This is a genomic window from Mucilaginibacter rubeus, assembly GCF_014643835.1.
GTDB classification, from domain to species: Bacteria; Bacteroidota; Bacteroidia; order Sphingobacteriales; family Sphingobacteriaceae; genus Mucilaginibacter; species Mucilaginibacter rubeus.
In genome coordinates this window covers 33,915-51,026 of the sequence record NZ_BMKD01000007.1, presented here as the reverse complement: position 1 = coordinate 51,026, position 17,112 = coordinate 33,915, and the positions used below count along the sequence as shown (strand labels likewise).

Annotated in this window: 10 protein-coding genes and 1 pseudogene; 6 read left to right on the top strand and 5 right to left on the bottom strand. The window is 38.4% G+C overall.

Features of this window, described 5'->3' with window-relative positions; translation table 11 throughout:
• Positions 1–79: 79 nt before the first annotated feature.
• The 4 genes from IEX80_RS21050 to IEX80_RS27850 all read left to right on the top strand — a co-directional run bounded on the left by IEX80_RS21050 (position 80) and on the right by IEX80_RS27850 (position 3,824).
• Positions 80–3,001 carry a hybrid sensor histidine kinase/response regulator transcription factor gene (locus IEX80_RS21050; RefSeq protein WP_188834060.1) on the top strand — a complete coding sequence of 974 codons (2,922 nt, stop codon included), beginning with the start codon at positions 80–82 and terminating at the stop codon, positions 2,999–3,001.
• A 78-nt stretch (positions 3,002–3,079) separates the two neighbouring features.
• A complete protein-coding gene (locus IEX80_RS27860) occupies positions 3,080–3,271 on the top strand; it encodes a DUF1016 N-terminal domain-containing protein (protein ID WP_229701722.1) in 192 nt (63 codons plus the stop codon).
• Positions 3,268–3,519 (top strand): hypothetical protein, encoded by a 252-nt coding sequence (locus IEX80_RS27855; RefSeq protein ID WP_229701709.1) that lies wholly within the window; start codon positions 3,268–3,270, stop codon positions 3,517–3,519. The genes IEX80_RS27860 and IEX80_RS27855 overlap by 4 nt, the downstream gene beginning before the upstream one ends.
• The gene (locus tag IEX80_RS27850) at positions 3,450–3,824 is read left to right on the top strand and encodes a PDDEXK nuclease domain-containing protein (protein WP_229701708.1); all 375 of its coding nucleotides are present in this window, start codon (positions 3,450–3,452) and stop codon (positions 3,822–3,824) included. The genes IEX80_RS27855 and IEX80_RS27850 overlap by 70 nt, the downstream gene beginning before the upstream one ends.
• A 359-nt stretch (positions 3,825–4,183) precedes the next feature.
• On the opposite strand, the gene IEX80_RS21040 is transcribed toward IEX80_RS27850, so the two are convergent.
• From IEX80_RS21040 to IEX80_RS21025, 4 genes are all read right to left on the bottom strand, one after another.
• Positions 4,184–7,225, bottom strand: a complete 3,042-nt coding sequence (locus IEX80_RS21040) for a DEAD/DEAH box helicase (protein ID WP_188834059.1) — start codon at positions 7,223–7,225, stop codon at positions 4,184–4,186.
• A 259-nt stretch (positions 7,226–7,484) separates the two neighbouring features.
• Entirely contained in the window at positions 7,485–8,840 is a 1,356-nt protein-coding gene (locus IEX80_RS21035) for an McrC family protein (protein ID WP_188834058.1), read from the bottom strand.
• A gap of 3 nt (positions 8,841–8,843) precedes the next feature.
• Complete coding sequence (locus IEX80_RS21030) at positions 8,844–11,570, bottom strand: DUF8426 domain-containing protein (RefSeq protein WP_188834057.1); 2,727 nt, start codon at positions 11,568–11,570, stop codon at positions 8,844–8,846.
• Positions 11,571–11,582: 12 nt separating this feature from the next.
• Complete coding sequence (locus IEX80_RS21025; RefSeq protein WP_188834056.1) at positions 11,583–12,176, bottom strand: master DNA invertase Mpi family serine-type recombinase; 594 nt, start codon at positions 12,174–12,176, stop codon at positions 11,583–11,585.
• 124 nt (positions 12,177–12,300) lie between these two features.
• Here IEX80_RS21025 and IEX80_RS28030 point away from each other — a divergent pair.
• Positions 12,301–12,555: pseudogene (locus tag IEX80_RS28030) on the top strand (Eco57I restriction-modification methylase domain-containing protein); the annotation flags it as partial.
• A gap of 57 nt (positions 12,556–12,612) precedes the next feature.
• Entirely contained in the window at positions 12,613–13,803 is a 1,191-nt protein-coding gene (locus IEX80_RS21020; protein WP_229701707.1) for a BREX-1 system adenine-specific DNA-methyltransferase PglX, read from the top strand.
• 24 nt (positions 13,804–13,827) lie between these two features.
• On the opposite strand, the gene IEX80_RS21015 is transcribed toward IEX80_RS21020, so the two are convergent.
• Positions 13,828–17,112: an Eco57I restriction-modification methylase domain-containing protein gene (locus IEX80_RS21015; RefSeq protein WP_188834055.1), complete on the bottom strand. Its 3,285-nt coding sequence runs from the start codon at positions 17,110–17,112 to the stop codon at positions 13,828–13,830.

The following is a 17,112-nucleotide window of genomic DNA, read 5'->3' as shown; positions in this document are numbered from 1 at the left end:
TAGTATCTGTATATTATAATAAATATAATATATTTTTGATTATAAAATCCCGGCAGTTTTACGCAAACTTAATCTCAACATGCATCCAGCTAAATGTACCTTCGTCTTGTTGCTTTTGCTTTTGGCTTTGTACGGTACGGCCAATGCACAAGACACGGTAATTCTGCATCACAAAGATTTCGGCGCCTACAATGAAATATCACTGCGTGATAAACACTGGTTCTTTCATCCTGAAATAAATAACGCAAATACACCGCCTGATGTCCGTTCCGGCGGCTGGGAAACTGTACAGTATACGGCGTTTGGCACAGACAAGCTACCCGCCGGGTGGAAAGGTATTGGCTGGTTTAATATTTGGGTAAAAGCAGGTAAGGATGTGGCAGGCCAAAAATTTGGCCTGCGCATTAATCATGATGGCGCGTCAGAAATATTTATTGATGGTGAGCCAATAGGCGGCTATGGCAAAATCGGCCACCCGGTTGAAGCAACGGAAGCCAACCGGGCACCATTGGAGATGATACCCTTTTGGTTAAAGGGCAATGCGCCGCATCTGGTAACTATTCATTACGCCAACCCTTTTGGTGTGTACCGTAATTTTGTAGGCTTTGAGGTGTTACTTACCAACTACGATTTGTATAGCAAGCGTATAATGCGTGCCAGGACGCTATATAATTTTGTGCCAATGTGTGCCGCCGCAGCCTTCATTCTTGGCCTGCTGCACTTTTTGCTTTTTCTGTTTTATCCGAAGCAGAAGCTTAATTTTTATTACGCATTGTTTGTTATGCTAACGGGCATCACCAGCGGGTGTGTATACCTTTTTTATTTAACCGCCCATCCGCAGCTGCAATATATTGCTCATTACATGATCTATAACCTGAAGGTGTTGCTTTTGTGGTGGGGGCTCATTTTGTTGTATAAGTTAGATTATGGCCAGGTACATCGCTGGCGCCAGGTTACCCTGGCGTGCGTATGCTCGGCCTATTTACTTTTTTACTTTTATAAATTTTATATATTAAAGGAAACTGATTTTCCTGATTTTTTTTCATCAGTTTTCCTGGTTTGTAATGTGGATGGCTTTATCTGTGTATATCACCTTATACGTAAAGGCAGGCGTAAGGCGTGGTTGGTTACAACGGGTGTAATGGCAGTTTTCCTGGTTTATATTTTTTGCTGGGATGATACGTTCAGCGTATGGCCTTACGGTTATAATTCAATGCGGGTATTTGTGATGAGCGCGGGCGAACTTGTTTTACCGGTTTGCCTGTCCCTTTATCTCGCGCTCGATTATGCCGGCACAAACCAGCAATTGGCCGCACAGTTGGCCGAGGTTGAAGCATTGTCGGCTTTTGCACTGGCAAAAGAAGCTGAAAGAACCGAACAGCTTGCGGCCGAAGCCCGGAAATTAGAAGCTGTTGTACAGCAACGCACAGCAGAACTAAAAGAAAAGGCGGATAAGTTGCGTGAACTGGACGCTGTTAAATCAAGGTTTTTCGGCAATATTGCGCACGAATTCCGGACGCCGTTAACGCTCATCCTCAATCCGGTTAAGGAACTTGCCGGCAAGACCGCCGATCCATCATTGCTGAGGGATTACCGGATGATCCTGAATAATGCCGAGCGCTTGCTGAGGCTTATCAACCAGTTGCTTGATCTGAGTAAACTGGAGCAGGGATTAATGGAATTGTTGTACGAACCGCTCGATTTAAACGCATTGTTATTAGGCCATGTCCAAAGTTTTGAGCCGCTTGCATTGCAAAAAGGCATCACACTGCATTTCCGGTCAAACTATCGCGAACTTTGGGTAATGGCAGACCGGGATAAATTGGATAAGGTCATGCTGAACGTTATCGGGAATGCGGTAAAATTCACGGAGGTCGGCAGGGTGGAGATTTTTCTCTATCACGATGATGGGGTGCCCGGGAATCAATATGTAGTTCGCGTTCGCGATACAGGTAAAGGGATACCCAGATCAAAGCTTCCCTATATTTTCAGTCGTTTTTACCAGGTCAATTCGCCGGGCAGTCAGGCTGCAGAAGGAAGCGGTATCGGTTTGGCGCTTTGTAAAGAACTGATTGAGCTAATGGGCGGCAGTATTGCGGCAAATAGCTGGGAAGGGGCATTTACCGAAGTGGTGATCCAGTTGCCTTTGGACGAAGCGGCGGGCGCTCATGAGGGTGTAGTGGAGTTTAAGGTTATGAAAGCAGCCGCTGAAAGCGAAGAAGCAAAACCTGATAAAACCGAGGCTGATATGGACTTGGTTTTGCTGGTAGAAGATCACCGGGAACTTCGTGACTTTATTGAACGTCAGATTGCGGAGCAGTACCGGGTAATTACCGCTTCGGACGGCAAGGCGGGAATCACAATGGGTATAGAACAAATCCCTGCACTCATTATTACCGATGTGATGATGCCCGATACAGATGGTTATGAGTTGTGCGGGATATTGAAAAAAGACGAACGGACAAGCCATATCCCTGTCATCATGCTGACAGCAAGGGCCGACGTAGATAGCCGCGTAAAAGGTATTCAAACAGGAGCTGATGCTTATCTTGCCAAACCCTTTGAAAAGCGCGAACTGCTGGCCCTGATCAAGAACCTGATCGGGATGCGCAATATTTTGAAACAACATGTTGCAATGCACAAGAGATGGCTGATTGAGTTGCCCAATATGCCGACTATAGAACAGGCTTTTTTAAATAAGATAAAAGCCGCGGTTGAAAATAACCTGGATGACAACAGCTATGGAACCGATCAGCTGGCTGGGGATATTGGTATGAGCAGAATTCAGCTGCATCGAAAATTAAAGGCAATAACTGGCCGGGCCCCGGGCGAACTGGTACGCGAAATACGGCTACAGCATGCACACGATCTCCTGGCGCGCCGCACAGCCACCATTGCCGAAGTAGCTTACCAGGTTGGTTTCAGCAGTCCGGCAAGCTTTTCAGCAAGTTTTTCACGGCATTTCGGGTTTTCGCCTAAACAGGTAAATTCAGTGCGTTAACTCCATTATTAAGCCAGATCTTTTTCTTGCTGCTCTTCTTCAAAACCGGAATATGGCAGTGGGTTTTCGAAACGGCAGATAGAATTATTTAGGCAGTTTTATAGCACGTTTCCAATTGCGAACGCACTGCGTTCGCAATTGGGCCGGACACATTACAAGATAATATTGCGCATCGATAATTCAGATAAAAGAGGTTTTTACATAGCGGAAGCCATAAAGAGTAATTGGACGCCACGTCAGTTAGAATACCAGGTTCATAGCAGTTTATGAGTAATGACAAAGATAGCGTGTTGGCAGTAGCCCGAAATGAGAAGAAACTATCTGATGCCATAAAAATCATAAAAGATCCGATGTACCTGGAGTTTTTAGGATTACATCGCGAGGCATCTTATTATGAAAAAGACTGGAACAGGCCATCATTACGCACTTACATGATTTTCTGTTGGAAATGGGTAACGGCTTCGCATTTGTGGCCAGACAGAAACGTTTACATATTGAGGGCGATGAATTTTTTATAGATCTTGTTTTTTATAACAGGCTTCTGCAGTGCTTTGTGATCATCGAAATAAAGACCACGAAATTCACCCATCAGGACATTGGTCAGCTCCAGATGTACGTAAATTATTATGACCGGTACGAGAGGAAAGAATTTGAAAAGCCAACTATTGGTATCTTGTTATGTGCTGAAAAGAACAATGCTGTTGTTAAAATATCCCTACCGGAAGATAATAAAACCATTTTTGCAAGTGAATATAAATTATACCTGCCTACCGAGCAACAATTAATTGCAGAGGTTAAAAAAGAGATTGAGAAACGGGCCTAATCTAAACCATCGCCGAATCAGGTTCATGATGGCACAAGGGCTACAAAATTTTTTGAACCACTTGCGCAGGCTGGCATCATTCTAAAAATCTTCATTTACAATAGTTAACTTATTATAAATGCTTTAATTAACAATCAATAATCCATCTAATCTATCACAGTTGGTTAGTCCCTAACTACCTACTAAGTCATAAGCGAGGTCGACCTGCACAGTGCCGAACCTGTTAAAAGACTATCAAGCCCTGATTTATGCACGAAACTTTTTGATGAATAATGTAGCTCAAGTCCAGCAAGCGTATCCACGAATAGCTGATGTACATTTTAATAGAGGGATAACTCTTCCTGGTCAACTTTTGGAACTTATAGTTTTTGTGCAAGCGTAGAAAAAAAGGGATAGCTCCTCCACAATTTTTTGCTGCCTATTACATAAAAACGTTTTTTAGCTCGCGTTAATGCAACATTAAGCATGTTAGGTTTTTGTGAAGCCCATTGTCGGGATCCTGGCTTATTAGGGTCACTGCCGAGAACCAGAAAAACGATATCTGCTTCCTTACCCTGAAAGGTGTGGATTGTACCACACTGTATTTTTGAATTAACGACATACAGGTCTTGCTTACACCGATCAGCAACTGATTTAAAGGGAGATATAACAAATACTTTTCGCGGTGTTTTTCCCAGCAATTGTATTTTCTCTTTTAATAAACTGAGTTCTTCTTCAACTACTTGTTTGTTCTGAATATTAGATCCATTGACATCAAACCAGACAGAGGACCCAAGAGCGCAGTCAAATGGAATATCATTCATAGCTTTTACCATTTGAAAATTGTAGGCAATCTCATTGGATATGTCAAACATCGGATTATTACAGCGTCTGTGCGTACGTAAAGGAAACCCCGTCCATATATTTTCGTCATTATCAGTTTGTTTCATCCATGTCCCGCTTGCGGTTATTCTGTCGGCCAAAATTTGTGCAGAACTTCTTAATGGTGACCATATTGAATCGGTTCTGTATTGTCCATTCAATACATTTATTAATTTAGCCGGTGCAGTAACTACCGGTTCAATTTGTAGGGGATCACCGATAATAATACTTCTTTTTGACCTGTAGATGATCCCTGCAGCGGATTGCGGAGTTGCTTGTCCTGCTTCGTCGAGTAGTAACCATCCAATATTTTCCTTTCCCAAGCTACCAAATAAGCGGCTAACAGAAGCTAGTGAAGTTGAAACAACCGGAATGCAAAAGAAAAATGATTGCCATAAGCTTAATGCGATGTCTTGGGCAACATCAACTTTACCGTCCATTACTTCCATCAGTAAGCCTATATTATTTTTAAACTGTTTAGCATTTCTCAAAATCGCATATTCGTGAAGTTGAAGGCTCTTAATGAAGATTTCGCTCCGCAGTTTATTAATACTTACAGATGACCACGGATTACTTTTATGGAAAACATCTTTGTCATGCTGGAAGGATATTAATAGATTTTCATCAGGAATGTTTCTATAGGCTATTCCATATTTATCATGAAGGTTCTCTCTCTCTTTATTATAAATGTTTATTCGCTGATTAATTTTGTTTAGCTGATCCTGCGACTGTGTTCTTTCTTTTTCTTTAACGGTAATCTCAATATTAAAATTTTCTGCCTCCTTCTGAACTTCTATTCGTTTCCTGGCGAGGTCATTATGTTTAGTTACAAAAAGATGGTATGGCTCGTTCCATTTTTTAAATACAGTAGTATTAAATAGCTTATGAAAAAAGAAAAAGCCTGGTTTTACCGATTGATGTAATTGAATACTATATTGAATTTCAGAAATCTGTGTTTCAAGCCCTGTCAATTGAGCTATTAACGGTTGTTTATGGTTATTAAGCGATTTAATAAGATTGAGGAGTTGATTAATATGATTTTCAATGCCTATTTTATTTTTCTGATCATTTAGGAAACCTGGCAGCAATTGATGAAAATCACTTGCGGCTTTTTTAAATCCCTCAAATTCTTTTAATAGTGTTTCAAGTTCAGTTTTTGTCTTCCGGTACCCGTCCAAATAATTGGGCGTCCGATCTTCATTTTCAGGGTTATTATATAATGATTGCAAAAAAGCCGCAAAGCCTGGATTATCGCCATTTTTATACCAGAAATTATTTTTAAATATGGTCCTGTTTTCAGAATTTCCCAAGGCTGCAGCTAACAATCCCCAACTTTTACCTTCAATTAAACTTTGTGCGTAATCATCGAAATATCCGGCGTCAGGAAATGTATCTCTATCTATTTTTCGTTCATCCGGCAACTCTTTAGATATATTTTCTACAGCAGCATTATTATTGCTGGCTACAACAATTCCTGCATCATCAAATACATTACTATTAACAGGGAAGTGATATGCAGATCTGTTTTCTTTTTCTATCCTATTACCTTTTGAAAATAATGCAGAGACATTTTCCTGCATCAACTTTTTTGCACGCAGTACCACTACTTCTGCTATTATATCTGAAAGAAGAGTTGTTTTCCCTGTACCAGGAGGACCGTTAATCCCAATAATACCATTGTCTTTAAGTAGCAGCAAGCTGGAGTTAACAGCACCAACCTGCGCCGAATAAAGGCCGTAGGTGGGATTTGATGGCCATCTTCCGGCAGGTAACTTTAAGGGATCTAAAACTTCAAAAAACGCATCGGCATCCTTTAGAAAATCAACACGCATTTTCTGATTTATCTCCGCACGTAAATAATTACTTAACCCCTCCCCAAACTTAGTTGAATTATCGCTTAAGCGATTGAGATCGTCCAGGTAAAAGCTATTTAGAAATCCTGTATCGGCTTTGGATTGTTTGGAAACTTGAATGGACTGTACATAAACCTGATGGCCACAAGATATTTCTTTAATATTCAAATCATTCAATACAGCTATCTCTTTTTTTAAATGAGCTGCCGTAATTAAAGGCGTTGATAAGTTTTCGAGCGTATCTGTTTCCTGATAAGGATGTCGTTCCCTAAATTTCTCTTGAACTTCATTTAAATATCTGATAACTTCAGATATCTTTCTACTATCCTGAAGGCATTTAATGCCATATAAATATGATGCTTGTAAATATGGATTATCTCCAGACAATCGCCCAGCTTCATTGAGGATTAATACCGCCATGCAGGTATTGCCAGTTGGCTTCTCTAACCAGTCTGGCTTTTCTGATGTATCGCCTAAAGCATTATCTATTACGTCGATTATTTTACTCTTACCATGTTTTCCCAAAAATACGATGTGGCGCCATGTGCTATTTGCTTGTGGTGTAAACGGCAACTGCCATGGTAATGGCTTGTTCAGATCTAATTCTTTAGCATTAGAAGGCAAGTCAGGCAGTGAAAATACTTCAATGTCTTTCCAAAACGAAAGTATATCTTTTTGTGTACTCAATTTATACAATGGCGTTAGGCGTACACTAAGTTAGGTGATAATGCTAAACAATTCAGGGCGAGATAAAAGAATAAATGACTGCCATATTTATCTGAATAATTAAAAGCAAGTAAGCTATCTCAATATTGTGTATAAACTCAAGCTTGCTTCAACATTAAAACAGGGGAAATAACCTGAATAATTATTTGGTTACCAAAAGCTTTTTCAAAGTCAATTTAACAATTCATCAATGATAATAATTGACTACTAATGATTCAAATTATGTTTCATCAGATTTTTGGATGCTTATTAATCCAAGGGATTCATATATTTCCTTACCTAATAAAGTATTTAAAAATGTTTTGCCATTCACTGAGCTCTCATTCCAGGCTTTGGAAATAATCAAACCACAATGTTTAGACGCCGGTTCTTCTGTTCCAAAGAAGTATTTGTTGTAAAAAGCGCCATTTTTAACAGGCATGGCACTGCCTGGATAAAGCAAAAAGCATTGTTTCGCTTCAAAAAAATGATGATAGGCGTACATCTGTCTCAAATCGTCTATGCCAATTTTTGATGGGTCGTTATTGATATTTTTCCATTTGGTATCTATCACTATCTTTTCGGATGTTGCCGACTCAATTATAATATCCGGTTTTAAATATCGCCTGGATCCATCGGTTTCCCAAAAGCGCGTAGCCTTTTGATTGTAGATCATTTTTACGCTTTGGGGCTTACTTTTTTGCAAGATCCTGTAAACATATTCCTCCCATAGCTGATTCATATTAAAAAGTATCGCTATTGAATGGTTGCTGCCGGTACTTAGATCAGGTCGATAATTAAGCAATAACATTTTGGCTATTTGAATTGCAATTTGATAGGCGCTTGATTTACGATCAAAATTAAGCTTATCAAACAAGCTTTCGCTTATTTTGATATCATCAACTTCGGGGAAGTTTAATTTTAAGCTATGGCATTCAGAGAGTAAGAATTTGTTGCTGCAGATATTGGGCAATATGGCGATAGCTTTTGCCAGAATTTGATGCAATAAATGGTTTTTATCATATTGTGTTTGCGCAATGAAAAACCGCTCCTGGTGCACAATGTTTTTTTGGATATGCTTCCCGATGAGTAGTTTTCCTTTTAATGCAGTGCTGCTGTTTTCAATTTTACGGTATTTTTTAATCAAGCCCTGCCTCATCAAAGTATTTACCTCGGTAATGAAGCGCTCTATATAAAGATCCAGTATGCTATTGTTTCGTGTTTTTAGATGAGCATCCGATACCGATGGGGTGTTGATCAAACTACACACCCGCAACATATCAAGCAAGATGCTTTGCCATTTATTTTCATCAGCCTTAAGCCCTTTAAGGTCATCAAAGTTTATACGGCGATTATCCGCCTTGGGCAAAATTTCGATGGTGAGGTTTAATACCTTTACAACGCCAACGTAAGCGTTAAAGCAAACCCCATTGCGGGTGGGCTTAAAAAAGGGTCGCTTTTTTACATCGTACAGTTTCCATAACGCATCGATATATTCTTTTTTAAGCGGTTCTCTTTTTAATTCCCTTCCGCTATAAAAAATTAACGACTGACCAACAGTTATTGTTTGATGTTCAAAAACCTTGAGCGTTTTCATCCGTTAATTAACAATTGCTTTAACAGCGGTTAAAAATTCATCTTCGTTTAGTTCATTTTCATCTGTTTTAAAGTTGTTGATGCGGTAAACTCTTTTTTCTAATAGCAGGTCTTTATCCTCATACTCAAAATCTGCAAATTGAATTTTATCGGCAATTTCGGTAATAAAGCCTTTGCCCAAAATCAAGCCTATTTTGCCATAATCGCCAAAAAAGTATTCCTGTAGTTGCGGGATGATTTTATTATAAAAGGCGTTGTAAAGCTCGGTTACCTTGCTGATATTCAGGAAAAAAGAATGGCCCATCATGTGATCGCGCGATAGTAGTTTTTCTAAGCGGATATTGATGCTTTTTAATATCAGCTTTAAATCGATCTCTTGTAAATAGCCAATACCTTCGTGATCTTCCTGGGGCAACATTTCAATAAAACTGAAACGTCTGCGCAGCGCGGTATCCAAGGCTTCAACGCTTCTATCGGCCGTATTCATGGTGCCGATGATATGCAGGTTAGGTGGTACCGAAAAAGGCTGTTTGCTGTAGGGCAACTTAACGCTTAGCTCTTCGGGCATGCCCTGGCGCTTATCATCTTCAATCAAAGTGATCAGTTCGCCAAAAATTTGCGATACATTGCCCCGGTTTATCTCGTCGATGATGAGCACATAGTTTTTAGGCTTACTTGTGTCGTCCTTAGCTATTTCAGCGGCATCTTTTACAAAAAAATCAACTTTAATACTTTGCTTATCCAGTTTATAAATACTGGCCTGCGAAAAAATCCTGTTATAGATTTCCGAAACGGGAATATTTACATCTTTTACCACCCACTCCACAGGTCTGAATTGCCAGTAATCTATCTCATCTGTTTCATTATAAAAATAATCGCCGGTTACTTTGGCAATAGCCCGGCAACTGTAATTGCCGTTTGATACCAGTACATAATTCTCTTTTTTTAGATAGTGGATAAAGTAATTAAGGGCAGTTATGGCAAACTGCGATTCGCCGTTTTCAATAGCCTGCGCCTTGGTTTGGGCCTCGTTTAAATTGCTGTAATCAACATTGCCGCCCCAGCCCATTGCAATGCAATTGTTTTTTATGCAATAATCGTAAATCTCGCCATCTTCGGGGTTTAGCGTGTTACCGAGCGATATTTTGAAAAATGAAGCTTTGTCAAATTGATCCTGAGTTATATGAAAACGATTGGTTTGAACATCGGGCTTGTAGCTGGCGTTTTTGCAGATCAATTTAAAAATTCCATCCTCAATATCGTATTTCACAAAGGTATCATCGGCGTTAGGTTTTAACGGCTTAATGCCCTCTATAAAATCTTCATATCCCATGCTTTGATGAAACGTAACAAACTCAATCTGCTTTTCGGCACACAAGCGTTGATACTCTTCTTTTACATCCTTACGTGGCTTATTGGTCAAATCATATTCGGGGTTGGCAATGGCGATAGCCCTGCTAATGGTATTAAAAGTTTTGCCCGTGCCCGGAGGCCCGTAAAGAATGGTATTGAGCGGCATGGTTGTTGGTGTTTCTTTTTTAATCAGATCTTCAAAATCAGTAAAGTATACAAAGGCATCTAAAAGGCCGAGATCGGTATTTAAAAGATCTTTTACTTCATTAAACAATTCGATAGCGTAGCTATATTGGTGGGATACGCCCATCCAATCTAAAAACTGAAGGTGCTTGTTATTAATTATCGGGAATAACGAGGGATTAATGTAAAATAGCCACGGAGAATAAACACCTTTTTTGACCTCGGGGATGTTCAGGTTATCATAGGTATCGCAAAATTCGATGGCATCTTCGATAGTATTAATGGTAAATGCATCCTTTAAAAACGCGTGGATATTGGCCAACTGTATGTTGTTGGGTTTAGTGATGCCGTTTTTACCTGCACCTGTATAGCCCTTATAAGCCAGGTTTTCAAATTTAGTGAGCAGGCCCTGGTGCGCAGCTGTGTCATCAATCATAAGCGGCAGGTATCGCTCGGCTATGTGGTAGCCCGAACCTGCTTTTAATATCTGAATCAGGCCGGTAAGGTCGACATTGGTAATTTGAGGCTTTGTTAACAACGCTTCTATCAGCTCTTTACCGAAAGGAATAAATTGAGCCTGGAGTTCCCTGTATTGATACTGTCCGGTTGTTTTGAAATCGTTAAAAAGTTTTTTGAGCCGGCTAATTTTTTCGTTCTCGGAATCCTGGGGCTTGTTATTTTCTTTTTTACTTCGGATCCGGTTAAGCTGCTCGTTAAATTTAGCATCGCTCAGAAACATGGTATCGGATAAGCCTAAATTTTCAATCAGCTGATCTATTTGAGGCTTGTCATGATCTAAAAAATCTATTACCTTGTTTTCAAAGTTGTCTGATCCCAGGTATTTAATGTATTTGGTTGCCGTTTTCTGTACAAAACCGCCCAGTAATTCCATTGCCTGCTGGTAGAAACTAATGATACCGGCATCTTTTTCCTCGTTCCAAACAATTTCAATATTGCCGTCCAGGTTGCCATTTTCGTGCACCCAAAAACTTATGCCGAAGCTCCTGGTCATGTTAGTGCCGCCACCGCGGTTGTATAAGCCTACAAAGGTGTAGCCCTCGGTTCCCTGGAACCATAGACCATCGGCTAATCTGTTGCCTCTGTCGCGTTGGCGAAGCCAAAATTTAAATTGTGGATTTGATTCCCTGTATTTGAGTAAAAATTGTAAAACACGCTCGTGTAAGATGTTGGGCATTGATGTTTAGGTTTATTTTAATTCTTTAACAAATGAAGATACAGTTATTCTGTGAACCCCCAAAATACGGCCGATGGCGCTGTAAGATACTTTCTTATCTAACAGTTCTTTAATTTTCTTCTCCTGACCGGTTAGCTTGGTTGTTGCTGATTTGCTGCCTATGGGGCGGCCTAAAATTACGCCTTCGGCTTTTTTGCGGGCCAGAGCTTCTTTGGTGCGTTGGGAGATGAGGTTTCGTTCAATTTCTGCAGAGAGACCGAAGGCAAAGGCCAATACTTTTGAATTAATATCGCTACCTAAGCGGTAATTGTCTTTTATGGTCCAAACCTGGATATCGCGGTTCATGCATTCGTTTAATACTCCCATGATCATGAGCAGGTTGCGGCCCAATCTTGATAGCTCTGAACAAATGAGGATATCGCCTTTTTTCATTCTTTTGAGTAAGGCTCCTAATTTTCTGTCTTGTACATTTTTTGATCCTGATATAGTCTCTTCGATCCATTTGTCAATGACCAAAATGTTTTTCCCGCAGAATTGATTTAGTTCATATCGTTGGTTTTCTACTGTTTGCTTGTCTGTGCTGACGCGGATGTAGCCGTAAATCATAAGTTTGTTGGTTAATTAAATTGGTTTAATTTAAATACTATGATTTGTTTATACAGACAGCTTCTGTTTAAAGAATATCTCAATTTACTAATGTCTATTCAGGCAATCATCAAACGGTGATTTAATTTCAACAACGGGCTTTGACATTGTTATAGGGAATCCGCCTTATTTAGGTAATAAAGAAATTGGTACACTCAACCAACAACAATATAAAAATAAATATGGCTTTTCGGATGATATGTACCATTATTTCTATATAGAGGCAATTGATAAAGCTAAAATTAAAGGAACTATTGCTTATATAACGCCGAATACATTTTTAACCTTAGGGTCAAAATTAGTGCTTAGAAAACGTCTACAGGGTAATCGGTTGATCGAGATAGTAAATGTAGGCTACGTTTTCGATTCGGCGTTCGTTGATACAACTATTGTAGTAATGAATAAGGAGCCTTTGGGAAATCTGAATTATTCTTTTAAATATAAAAATGCTATAAATTCTTTTAAAAAACCCGAGACTTACTCGGCGAAAATTGAGTTGTATAGAGCTTCATTAAATAATATTTTCTTTACTCCCAATAGCACAAATTTAAGTATATATCACAGGCTTAATCCGCATCTAAATAAATTGTACAAAACATATTGGGAGCTAATAGAAGATACTAAAAGCCGACAAAAAAATATTTCTGTGCTAAATAATTACTGTGATAATTTAAATGAAACTGATCTGACCTTTTTAGGATTAATTACAGAAGGCGCACAAGGCTTAGTTACTGGCAATAACAGTAAATATTTAGCTATAATATGTAATTCTGAAGAAGAAGAACTTAAGATACTTAGATTGCTGGTAAATAAACTCCTGATAGAGGGAGTATTAATAGAACACGACGTTAATTTAAGGAATAAGAATATATTTTATGAATTAGCCGAGAAACTAAAAAAAGATACTGGAAAGCCATCTCTATTCGGAAAGTTCTTTTTGTACAAAACCGTCAGATATACAGATGTTATTGATTTTGAAAGTCTTTCCTTAGAAGAGCAGCTTAATGGTTGTGAAAGAGAAGTTTGGGTCAATTATAATCGAGGGAATGAAAATGGTTACAAATGGTATGTCCCCCATGTAGAGTGCATAAAATGGCATAAGGCTACTGTCAAAGAGCTTCGTGAAGCTACCGTAACCAACTCAAGATGGCAGGGAGCAAATTACTACAATACTTCGGGATTTGGATGGGTCGATTATTTCACTAATGATTTAAAGGGCTTTTTCATTGAACCTTGTCCATATTCAAAAAATGTTGTCAAGATGCATTCAGTTTCACGAATATCGGATAAATATATATTGGCTCTTCTTAATTCAAAATTTGGAACATATTATATTAAAAACTTCATAACTACTACACATACATTGCAAATTAATGATGGAAAGCTTTTCCCAATAATAACAGATGAAACATATAAGAAAGAACTTGAAGACCTGGTAGATAAAGTATTAACACTAAAATCATCAAACGAGACGTCAAGCATAAAAAATATAGAAAAGAAAATTAATTCAATTGTCTATAAAATTTACAATTTAACACTTGAAGAAACTCGGGTCGTTGACTCGGAATATCTATATATTGAGAAATAGTCTGGATTTTTTAATAGTAATAGCTTAGTTTAACAAGAAATTATTATATTCTATTTCACTCATCTTTATTTCGGGATCAATAGAAAAAGCCGAATTGTAGTCAAGATTATAAAGTTTAAAAATTTTCAAATTTAGATTGTGTAGATTTTCTATAAAATCTATATTCTTACGAAGATTAATGGCAATTTCTGCTATTGAATTCATAGTTTCTTTATCTGGAATTGGGATAGGAATTTGCTTTAGGTAAGGGAGATCGTACCTAATATAACCTCCTTGCATATGCGTGGTTTCAAATTTTGCATAGTACCAAAAGTCGATCACTTTGGAGTTTAACAACCCTAATAAATAATCAAGATCAATAGCTATATCTGTAATAACTGTCGACTTTCCAACGTAGAATTTATTGAAATCTATACTACATTGTAGAGTCTTGGTTAACCTGGCAATAACTAATTTTGGTTTATTAAAATTTGCCTTAACTGAATCTGAGAATATTTCAACAGGTATGTATTCACCTTTCCAATTAATATGAAATTTCTTGATATCTGCTGTTTGAATTATAGGTTCGTATAATTTCCTTTTTCCGTTAGGCAAATCATTATATTCTTGTTGGCTAATTTTAAGCGCACCATATCCACTTTGAGAAGTTCCCCAAAGGAATTTTCCAAAATGTTCAAATTGCTTATGTTTTGCCTCTATTTTAGTTACCAATTCATTATTAATATTTAAGGAGATTAGTTTTGAGGGGGTTGCAATAATATTTCTATTATTTAAAGAGAAACTTATCTTACCAAGATCACCCAAAGTTGAACATCTATTTATAATAATCCGCTGACCATCCTTAAATGCCTTTTTAATAATAAATATGCTGGTATAAGTAGAAGCTTCCTTAAAAACCTTCAAATAAGAAACATCATCAATTCTGATTATACTAAACTCATCTAAAATATAACTCCTAATTCCGAATCCCATTTCGGTTGAAAGAAATTGATTTGGATTTATGAAAATAAGCACTTGGTTGTTTTTTAATATCCTAAGTGCCTGTTCGATAAAGAACAAGTATAAATTTGGACGAAATGATTTCTTATTGACCTGTTTAAATCCCGCATTTAATTTTATATCACTATCAATTGCGCGATTGTCCAAATAAGGCGGATTTCCGATAACAATATCAAAGCCCGTTGTTGAAATTAAATCACCGTTTGGTTTTAACGCCGAATTTAATACTTCGGGGAAATCAAGTTTCCAATCAAAGAAATTTAAGGGCCTATCTGGCACTTTCTTTAGACTTTCTAACTTTTTAATAGCCTTATCATATCCCGATATTTGTATCGCTATTTCGGCAGATTTTTGCTTTTCCTTTTTTGTTTCTTCGAATAAATTGCCTGTGGTAGCTGCTGTGTTAGCGTACTTATACTTATCTAATTCAAGCTGACTAATTAGAACATCTATTTTTAAGCTTCGTATTTCTGATTGTAACTTTTTTTTATCGCCTTTGTAACTAAAAAACTGTCTCTGCTTACTTAACAACTTTTTTAGGTTCTCTTGTATTTGATGTTGTCGATTTTTTGTAGCCTCGGTACCGGCTGTAACTTCCCAATCTATTTGGACAACCTCTCCTTCAAATTTGCTTATTAAACTATTTCCGACAACAATCTTGTAATCAAGATTGGGTAACGGCTGTGGTTCAACCTCATCTACAACTAAACTTAACCAAAACCTTAATCGTGCTATATCAACTGCGCCAGGTTCAATGTCTACACCGTAAATGCTGTTTTCAATAATACTTAGCTTGATTTTGGCAGGGTTCCATTCTTTTAAATCCCAGACTTTTTCTATTATACCGTCGACAGCAAAATTCAATGTTTCAACAGCGTGAAAAATTTCTAATAAGATCCCCATCGGGAAAGCACCCGAACCTATGGCTGGATCGCAGATCTTTACATCGCGTAATGCTTTGAGTATTGCCTCTTCATATTCTGCGATATCGCCCAGCTCCTGGTTTTTAATAAACCGTTCAAGCGCATCACGCAGTTGCTCATTATCTTCGACCTTACATTGGGTATATAAATATTCAATAAGGCTTTCCTGGCACATGTAGTGCACAATTTCTTTAGGGGTGTAAAAGGCGCCTTTGTCTTTATTATCCTCCAGCAGGTTTTCGAAAATGTGGCCCAACATTTCCGGATCTACGGCTACGGTATGCTCCTGCGGGCTGTCTTCATGTACGGTGAAATTGTATTGATCAAAAAAATCAAACAGGCTTTTAAACAAGTTGGCGGGGAAGGTAAGAAAATCAGTTTTGTAGGCCTCCGCTTCAAACAGGCCACCATTTAAAAATGGAATTTTAAGTTTGCTATATCCTGACTGTTTAAATAATGAATCGTCAATATCAAAAAAATCGCCATCACGCACCTGGTTCAATGTGTTATGAAACAAGGGTTCCAATACCAACGAGTAAAAAGCGTCCTGGTTATTACTATCGTTAAAAAGGTTTCTCAAAAAGTCGGGATCCCCATCGCCCCAGGTTTTATGTTCAGGGACGCCCATCCAGCCTTTCTTTTCTAAAAAATAAAGAAAAACGATGCGGCCCAGCATCTTTTTTACAAAATCCCGGGCTTTTTTATGATCGGCATTAAAAATGGTTTTGAACTGTCCGGATGCTGTACCGATGGATTTACCGTCTTCATTTTCGCCAATGAGGAAAGTTAAGAACGCACCGTAATGATGGCGATATTTCTTAAAAAAGTCTTTCGACATTTCCTCCACACTGAAAGCGTCCTGCAATGCTTTTAATGTTGTGCCTTCACCGGTTGCAGTATCTGCCTGCTGGATACCGGCAAAACGATCTGCCGCTGTTTTGGCTTTTTCGCCATTACCAAAAAGATAAGTATACCTTTTTGAATCGGTTTTGATTTTTTCACGTTCGCCGGTTTCCGGGTTACGCGTTGTTACCTCACTTACATAACTAAAACGCCATTTATCGCCCTGGGTAAATACTATCAGCGCTGCATCAACAGATGTAGTGTACACGTTTTGCAATAAATTTCGTAGTTCAACTTTATTGCGATGGATCTGTTTAACCCCCGGAACATCAACTTCGTAAATACCTACCTTAAAATCGTTAGAAGTGTCAAATTCGCCAAGCTCATAAGCAGTAGCTCCTAATTTGTTCCCTTTTACAGCAATAATAGGCGGAGGGTTATCTCGTAATACACTAACGTTAAAATTTTGCCGTAAAATTTTATACCAATCGTTACGGTTATATTTATTCTCCAGTATTTTTCGAAGTTCTTGCGCGTTTAACAT

Bases quoted from the DNA above. Each gene is read 5' to 3' on its own strand.
- IEX80_RS21020 (WP_229701707.1), top strand. From the start codon at position 12,613: ATGAATAAGGAGCCTTTGGGAAATCTGAATTATTCTTTTAAATATAAA.
- IEX80_RS21025 (WP_188834056.1), bottom strand. From the start codon at position 12,176: ATGATTTACGGCTACATCCGCGTCAGCACAGACAAGCAAACAGTAGAA.
- IEX80_RS21035 (WP_188834058.1), bottom strand. From the start codon at position 8,840: ATGAAAACGCTCAAGGTTTTTGAACATCAAACAATAACTGTTGGTCAG.
- IEX80_RS27855 (WP_229701709.1), top strand. From the start codon at position 3,268: ATGAGTAATGACAAAGATAGCGTGTTGGCAGTAGCCCGAAATGAGAAG.
- IEX80_RS27850 (WP_229701708.1), top strand. From the start codon at position 3,450: ATGGGTAACGGCTTCGCATTTGTGGCCAGACAGAAACGTTTACATATT.
- IEX80_RS21050 (WP_188834060.1), top strand. From the start codon at position 80: ATGCATCCAGCTAAATGTACCTTCGTCTTGTTGCTTTTGCTTTTGGCT.
- IEX80_RS21030 (WP_188834057.1), bottom strand. From the start codon at position 11,570: ATGCCCAACATCTTACACGAGCGTGTTTTACAATTTTTACTCAAATAC.
- IEX80_RS21015 (WP_188834055.1), bottom strand. From the start codon at position 17,112: ATGTTAAACGCGCAAGAACTTCGAAAAATACTGGAGAATAAATATAAC.